Here is a 6787-nt window from a genome sequence, read left to right as displayed (position 1 = left end):
CGTCATGGCCGTGCTCGTCCAGTACCAGTCCGCCAAGCTCGGGATCGTCACGGGCAAGAGCCTTCCGGAGATCCTTGGTGAACGGCTCAAGCCGTTCTGGCGCCGCGCCTTCTGGGTGCAGGCCGAAGTTGTCGCCGCCGCCACCGATCTCGCGGAGGTGGTGGGCGGCGCAATTGCCCTGTACCTGCTTTTCGGCCTGCCCCTCCCCCTTGGCGCCGTGATTGTCGGCGCCGTGTCAATGCTCCTGCTCGCGGTCCAGGCCCGGCAGAAACAGCGGCCGTTCGAATTCATCATCATGTTCCTGCTCGGCATCATCACAGTCGGCTTCCTGGCCGGGCTGTTCATCAGCCCGCCCGATCCGGGGGCCGCCCTGGCCGGGCTCATGCCCGGCTTCCAGGGCCCGGACACCGTACTGTTGGCCGCCAGCATGCTCGGGGCCACCGTCATGCCGCACGCCATCTACGTCCACTCGGCCCTGTCCCGGGACCGGCACCGGCCGGACGAACACCTGCATGTTCCCCCGGCGGCCATCGCGCGCCTGGTCCGGGCCACCCGGTTCGACGTCGTGGCCGCCCTCGCGATCGCCGGACTGGTCAACATCGGCATGCTGCTCCTGGCCGCCTCCACCCTCGGCGGCGAAGAAGGCACGGACACGATCGAGGGCGCGCACGCCGCCATCACCGCCAATCTCGGCCCGATCGTCGGCGTGATCTTCGCGGTCGGGCTGCTCGCCTCCGGCCTGGCATCGACCTCGGTGGGCTGCTATGCCGGCGGCACCATCATGCAGGGCCTGCTCAAGATCCGGATCCCCGTCATGGCCCGGCGCGTCGTGACCCTCATCCCCGCCGTCGTGCTGCTGGCGGTGGGCTTCGACCCCACCTGGGCGCTCGTCCTGAGCCAGGTGGTCCTCAGCTTCGGGATTCCCTTTGTCCTGGTCCCGCTGGTGGTGCTGACCAGCAACAAAGCCCTGATGGGCCGGTTCGCCGACGGCCCGGCCCTCCGAGTCGCCGCCATCATCAGCGTGGTGCTCGTAGTGGCTCTCAACCTGGTGCTGCTGTGGCTCACTTTCTCCGGAAGCAGCTGACGGTAGGCTTAGGTCTGTGAAGACCAGTACGCCCTCCTCCTCGATCGAGGACTACGTCAAGGTCATCTATTCGTTCACCGAGTGGCAGCGCAAGCCCATCACCTCCACGCAGCTGGCGCAGCGCCTGGGCGTCGCCAACTCCTCGGTTTCGGAAATGGTCCGCAAGCTCAAGGACCAGGGCCTCGTGGACCACAAGCCCTACAGCGCCGTCACGCTCACCAGCGATGGAGTCCGGCTCGCCCTGTCCATGGTCCGGCGGCACCGGCTGATCGAGACTTTCCTCGTCCGCGAGCTGGGGTACCGCTGGGACGAGGTCCATGACGAAGCCGAACTCCTGGAACACGCCGTCTCGGACACCTTTATTGAACGCATGGCGGCCAAGCTGGGGAACCCCACCCGGGACCCGCACGGCGATCCCATTCCGGCAGCCGACGGCTCGGTGCTGATGCCCGCCGCCCACCGCCTGAGCGAACTCGACGACGGCCACACCGGCCGGATCACCCGGATCAGCGACGAGAACCCGGAGCTCCTGCGCTATCTCGCTGCAGAGGACATCGACCTCGACGCCGAAGTGGAGGTGGTGGGCCGGCGTCCCTTCGGTGGCCCCATGGTAGTGCGGATCGGTTCCGCCGCGGCACCGCGCGAATTCGATTTCGCCGACGAGGTCGCCTCGGCCCTCTGGGTCCACAGCGATGCCGGGCACGCCGGCTGCAGCGTCACGGAGAGCTGAGTGAAGGGTGCGCTGGACGAGCGCCGGGCCGTGCCGCGCCCCGGCGTGCCGGGGTGGAAGGCCTGGTCCGCCGTCGCCGTCGGCGGGCTGATCGGAACCGAGCTGCGTTTCGGCGCCGGCCTGATTTTTCCTGAAAGCGCCGGCGCGGTGCCGTGGACCACGTTGGCGATCAATGTCTCCGGGAGTTTCGTTCTGGCCACCCTGACCACCCTCTGGATCGCGCGGCCGCAGACGGCTTTCTGGCTGCGGGCCGGCATCGGCCCCGGCCTCCTGGGTTCCTTCACCACCTTTTCGGCGCTGGTGATCGCCATTGACCAGCAGATCCGCGGCGGCTTCCATGCCACGTGGCTGGCCTACCTCGGGCTCTCGCTCGCCCTGGGCCTCGGGGCGGCGGCGGCCGGCTGGAAAACCGGCAAGGCGATTGCAGACCTCCGCGGCGGTGCCCAATGATGACCGCGCTCGTGGTCGGGGCGTGCGGGGTGGCGGGAGCACTCCTGCGGTTCGCCGTCGACTCCTGGTTCGCGCACCATCAGGGCTCCCGACCGCACTGGCCCTGGGCGACGTTCACGGTCAACGTCGCCGGATCCTTCATCATCGGTTGGTCCGTCGGCCTGACCGGCCACCTGGAGCTGGGCACCGACTGGCACGCCGCGATCGCAACCGGTCTCGCCGGCGGCCTGACCACCTTCAGCTCATGGACCACCGCGACAGTCCGCCTGGTCAGCGAAGAGCGGTACCGGGCGGCGGCGCTCACCATCGGCGCGAACCTGCTCGTGGGGCTCGCGGCCGCCGCGCTTGGGCTTGCCCTCGCGGGCTGAAAACCTTAGCCCGCCGCCGGTGTGTCGAGGGTAACACCGGGGCGCCCTGGTGGCTTCGGGCCGCCGTCGTTCCCGTATCGTTGAAGGATGGTTACCCGACGTGAAGCAGCCCAGACCCTCGACATTCCCCTGGAAATGGCGCACCGTCACGGCATCCCGCCCCGGCTGTCCGAGGCCGAGCTGGGCGAGCTGCTGGACAACCCGCCGGCGTGGCTGGTCCAGTCCAGGGCAAACCGCACCGGCAAGCGGCCCGTCTGGGTCCAGCTCACCTGTGCCGTCTGCGGATTCTCCGAAGCGGCCCGGCCCAAAAAATGGTGGCCAGAGTTCACTTACGTCTGCTGCGCGCACCACGAGGCACGCGAGATCCCGGTGCTCGGGCCCGGGCTCGTGCGCAGTGTGTACGACGGCGTCGGCAGCCGTTTCGCAGGGATCGTGGACGCCGCCGTTCCCGAGGCGTAGCTTAAAAGACGGGGCTACCCCTGGCCCCTGCCGTGAGGGAGAGCACCATGCCTGACAAGACGCCGCACCAGAGCGTGTCGAAGAAGTCGGTTAAAACCATCAAGGAAAAACGGGCAGAGAAAAAGGCGAAACACATCGTTGATGCCCACACCGACCCAGTGGCACACATCAAGAAGCGCTGAAAAATCGAGAGGCCGGAAGCCGTTGCTTCCGGCCTCTTGTCGTGTTGCCCTGACACGTCCCGGCGGGCTGGTGGCTCACCCGAAATGGATGATGTGACAATCTCACGTTGGCGGTTGAGTGGTCTTGGGATCCGACCGAGAGGTCCTATTCCGGGGCATGTCCGCGACGCAGTTCCAACCGTTGAGCGGCGCGGGGCCCATCGGAATCATTCGACGCGGGTGGTGACGGCCCGGCGGGGACCGCCCACACTAAGACCAGTGCGCCAGACAGCGTGCTCGACACAGACCGGAGGAATACCAGTGACAACCACACCGGAGACTGAGGCCCACGGGCCGGTCGACTTCGTACTCCTGGAGTTCCCCGTATCGGGACTGACGGGACGGGCGAGTGAGGAACTCGTTAAGCTCGTCGAGCAGGGCGTGATCCGCCTCTTCGATCTCCTCGTCGTCATGAAGAATGACGACGGATCTGTCGAGGTGCTCGAACTCACCGACCCAGGCGGTCCCGCGGCGGGGTTCTCCTACTTCGAGGGGGCCCGGACCGGGCTTTTGGGCGACGATGACATCGCCGAGGCCTCGGCCGCGCTGCTCCCCGGGACGGTGGCCGCGCTGATCGTCTACGAGAACACCTGGGCGGCACCGTTCGTGGCGGCCGTTCGGGACAGCGGGGGCGAACTCATCGCGAGCACGCGGATCCCTGCTCCGGACGTGATGGAAGCACTTGATGCACTTGACGCCGCCGCACCTCCGGTTGCCGACGCCTGAGACCTGACGCAGAACAAGAGATGTGAGAGGAAGAGAATTATGGGACTTCTTAGGGGTGTGGCACGGACGGCAGTCGTTGCCGGAACGGCTAGTGCAGTCAGCGGCCGGGTCCAGCGCCGCCAGGCCAACAAGTTTGCCGAGAAGGACGCCGCGACCGCGGCCAAGCAGCAGGAGGCCTACGATTCGCAGATGGCCCAGCAGGAACCACCGCCGCAGGCCTACCAGCAGCCGGTCTACCAGCAGCCACCACCCCCTCCCCCGGCTGCCGGCGGCATCTCAAACGAAGCCCTCGAACAGCTCAAGCAGCTCGGGGCGCTGAAGGATCAAGGGATTCTCACGGAACAAGAGTTTGGCGTCCAGAAGGCGAAGATCCTCGGCATGTAGTGCCAAACAACTGGAAGGAGGAGGGAAGTGTCGGAAGACGCTTCCCTCCTCTTTGGCCTTAAGCACAAAACTCCCCGCCGACAGAAGCCGGCGGGGAGTATTCGTGAACCCAATACGGGGTGGAGCGCCGTTGCCGGGCCCCTATGTGGAGATGGGGGGAATTGAACCCCCGTCCGATGTCGTGTTGTCAGGGCTTCTCCGGGCGCAGTTTGCGTTGGATTTTCTCGGCCCAGCCATGCTGCAAACAGCTGGCTGATCCGGGCCCAGTCATCTAAGAGTCCCGTTTACCCCGATGACGGAGGTAAACAGCAGTGGCTATCTAAATGACGCCAGGATCCGGGGCAATAGCAACCTCGGGCTGACGGACTGTCTTACTGCTTAGGCAGCGAGAGCGAAGTCAGTGCGTTTTGATTCGGCACTTATTGGTTTGCAGACAGCGTTTACGAGATAATTCTGCATCCTCGGCCCGCTTCACCTGTCGCGACTAACATCGTCGAAACCGATCATCCCCGTATTTTTTTATCAAACCCGGACCGGATACTTTCGGATCCTTCCCGTACTACCAATCATAACGCACCGCCTCCGGGAAACATTCCCGGGGACCGTGACAGCCTGCGGCGCGCTAGCGGCGGTTGCGTTCGCGCATGACGCGCTGGGCCTCGCGCAGCGTCTGGCGCTTGTCGTATTCCTTCTTGCCGCGGGCGACGCCGATTTCGACCTTCGCGCGGCCGTCCACGAAGTACAGCTGCAGCGGCACGATCGTGAAGCCCGACTCTCGGATTTTGTGCGAGATCTTCGTGAGCTCGTCGCGGTGCAGCAGCAGCTTGCGGCGGCGGCGTGCGGCGTGGTTCGTCCAGCTCCCCTGGTGATACTCGGGGATGTGGATGCCCTCCATCCACAGCTCGTCGTTGTAGAACGTGCAGAAGCCGTCCACCATCGAGGCATGGCCCTCGCGCAGGGACTTTACTTCCGTGCCCATCAGCGCGATGCCGGCCTCATAGGTGTCAAGGACGTGATAGTCGTGCCGGGCCTTGCGGTTGGTGGCCACTACCTTACGGCCACTTTCTTTGGGCACGGTAGGACTCCTCGGTTTGTTGGTGGTTCACTCCGGCCAGGTGGTGCGGAGTCTTTCCAGTTTACGGCAGTGCGACCGCCTCAGCGGATGGCCCGGGCCGGACTACAGCAGGTTCATCGGGTCCACGGCCCGGCCGTTGAGCCAGGTCTCGAAGTGCGAGTGGCAGCCGGTGGAGTTGCCGGTGGTGCCTGAATAGGCGATCAGCTGTCCCTGGTTGACGTGCTGGCCGACCGAGACCGCCACGGAAGTGTTGTGGTAGTAAATCGTGGTCAGCGAGTTGCCCTGGACCACCCCGTGGGAGATCTTCACGTTGTTGCCGCCGCCGTCGTTGGCCCAGCCGGCCGAGAAGACGGTGCCGGCAGCCGCGGCGTAGACGGGCGTGCCGCAGGCGGCACCGAAATCGATGCCGGTGTGCATGTAGCCGCCCTGGCCGTAGAAGTCGATGGTGCCCGGCGGCGTCGCCCGCCAGCCGAACCCGGAGGTGATCGGAATATTGCCGGGGAACGGGTGCTGCAGCCCGAAGGCCGACGGCGAGCCCTGGGCCGGCGGGACATACGGCTGGACCGCCTGTCCCTGCGCCCGGGCGGCGGCCGCCGCGGCCTCGGCAATGCGCCGCTGCTCGGCCAGCCAGGCCTCACGCAGCTTCCGGTCGCGTTCGGCGATCTCGGCGGCGACGGCGTCCTGTTGGGCCTTGACCTGGGCGAGCTGGTTCTGGATGCCGGGCTTGGCGGCCTGGAGTTGGGCGTCGAGCCGGGTGGTGTCGGCGATCAGCTTGTCCACGGCGGCCTTCTTGGCTGCGGCCTCGTCCCGGGCGGCCTTTTCCCGGGCCAGTGCGGCGTCGGCTTTGGCCTTCAGGTCGGTGATTTCAGCCTCGACGGCGGCCAGCCGGGCCTGCGCGTTGACGTTGGTGGCGCTCTGTTGGGTGAGTTTGTCCATCGCGGAGTTCTGGCTGCGCAGGGCCTGGTCCGCGAGGTCGATGGTGTCCGTCAGGCTGCTGCCCTGGTTCGAGCCGAAGAACAGGGACAGGTTGGACGGGACGCCGCCGGACTTGTAGGCCTGCGTGGCGATCTGCCCGATCAGTTTCCGGGTGTCCGCGATCTTCTGTTTGTCGGCTTCCAGCTGCTGCGTGATTTTTGCCTTGTTCTGCTGCGCCAGGTCCACGCGGGCCGCGAGGGCCTGCACTTCCTGGACCGCTCCGGCCACCCGGCCCTGGGCGTCCGTGAGCGCCTGCTGGGCGCCGGGGAGCTGGCCCTGGTACAGGACCAGGTCTGCCGCGGCCTGGGCGATCTT

Annotated in this window: 10 protein-coding genes and 1 other RNA gene; 8 read left to right on the top strand and 3 right to left on the bottom strand. The window is 66.4% G+C overall.

The annotated features are described in order from the left end of the window. The 8 genes from LQV45_RS14930 to LQV45_RS14900 all read left to right on the top strand — a co-directional run. Nucleotides 1–1084: Nramp family divalent metal transporter (locus tag LQV45_RS14930; protein WP_230007706.1), on the top strand; the 1084-nt coding region annotated here is incomplete at its 5' end. Nucleotides 1085–1100: 16 nt separating this feature from the next. Then, complete coding sequence (locus LQV45_RS14925; protein ID WP_079553023.1) at nucleotides 1101–1814, top strand: metal-dependent transcriptional regulator; 714 nt, start codon at nucleotides 1101–1103, stop codon at nucleotides 1812–1814. Continuing rightward, nucleotides 1815–2264 carry a CrcB family protein gene (locus tag LQV45_RS14920; protein WP_230007705.1) on the top strand — a complete coding sequence of 150 codons (450 nt, stop codon included), beginning with the start codon at nucleotides 1815–1817 and terminating at the stop codon, nucleotides 2262–2264. Next, nucleotides 2264–2632 (top strand): CrcB family protein, encoded by a 369-nt coding sequence (locus LQV45_RS14915; protein WP_230007707.1) that lies wholly within the window; start codon nucleotides 2264–2266, stop codon nucleotides 2630–2632. Before LQV45_RS14920 ends, LQV45_RS14915 begins: the two co-directional genes overlap by 1 nt. 87 nt (nucleotides 2633–2719) lie before the next feature. Beyond that, on the top strand, nucleotides 2720–3091 hold the full coding sequence (locus tag LQV45_RS14910) for a hypothetical protein (RefSeq protein ID WP_230007704.1): 372 nt from the start codon (nucleotides 2720–2722) through the stop codon (nucleotides 3089–3091). Between the two features lie 47 nt (nucleotides 3092–3138). Next, entirely contained in the window at nucleotides 3139–3273 is a 135-nt protein-coding gene (locus tag LQV45_RS35680; protein WP_018775274.1) for a hypothetical protein, read from the top strand. Between the two features lie 300 nt (nucleotides 3274–3573). Then, the gene (locus LQV45_RS14905) at nucleotides 3574–4038 is read left to right on the top strand and encodes a DUF6325 family protein (RefSeq protein WP_223916098.1); all 465 of its coding nucleotides are present in this window, start codon (nucleotides 3574–3576) and stop codon (nucleotides 4036–4038) included. Between the two features lie 39 nt (nucleotides 4039–4077). Beyond that, nucleotides 4078–4422 carry an SHOCT domain-containing protein gene (locus LQV45_RS14900; protein WP_230007703.1) on the top strand — a complete coding sequence of 115 codons (345 nt, stop codon included), beginning with the start codon at nucleotides 4078–4080 and terminating at the stop codon, nucleotides 4420–4422. A 143-nt stretch (nucleotides 4423–4565) separates the two neighbouring features. Here LQV45_RS14900 and ssrA read toward each other — a convergent pair. From ssrA to LQV45_RS14885, 3 genes are all read right to left on the bottom strand, one after another. Further along, nucleotides 4566–4933: a transfer-messenger RNA gene (ssrA, locus tag LQV45_RS14895) on the bottom strand. A 111-nt stretch (nucleotides 4934–5044) separates the two neighbouring features. Further along, nucleotides 5045–5497, bottom strand: coding sequence for an SsrA-binding protein SmpB (gene smpB, locus LQV45_RS14890; RefSeq protein WP_230007702.1), 453 nt, complete (start codon nucleotides 5495–5497; stop codon nucleotides 5045–5047). 102 nt (nucleotides 5498–5599) lie between these two features. Continuing rightward, on the bottom strand, nucleotides 5600–6787 hold a 1188-nt coding region (locus LQV45_RS14885; RefSeq protein WP_230007701.1), incomplete at its 5' end, for a peptidoglycan DD-metalloendopeptidase family protein.

This window comes from Microbacterium sp. Bi128 (assembly GCF_918698205.1).
Note: the sequence above shows the minus strand (reverse complement) of the source record. Positions and strands in the feature narration are given on the sequence as shown.

Bases quoted from the DNA above. Each gene is read 5' to 3' on its own strand.
- LQV45_RS14915 (WP_230007707.1), top strand. From the start codon at position 2,264: ATGACCGCGCTCGTGGTCGGGGCGTGCGGGGTGGCGGGAGCACTCCTG.
- LQV45_RS14910 (WP_230007704.1), top strand. From the start codon at position 2,720: ATGGTTACCCGACGTGAAGCAGCCCAGACCCTCGACATTCCCCTGGAA.
- LQV45_RS35680 (WP_018775274.1), top strand. From the start codon at position 3,139: ATGCCTGACAAGACGCCGCACCAGAGCGTGTCGAAGAAGTCGGTTAAA.
- LQV45_RS14900 (WP_230007703.1), top strand. From the start codon at position 4,078: ATGGGACTTCTTAGGGGTGTGGCACGGACGGCAGTCGTTGCCGGAACG.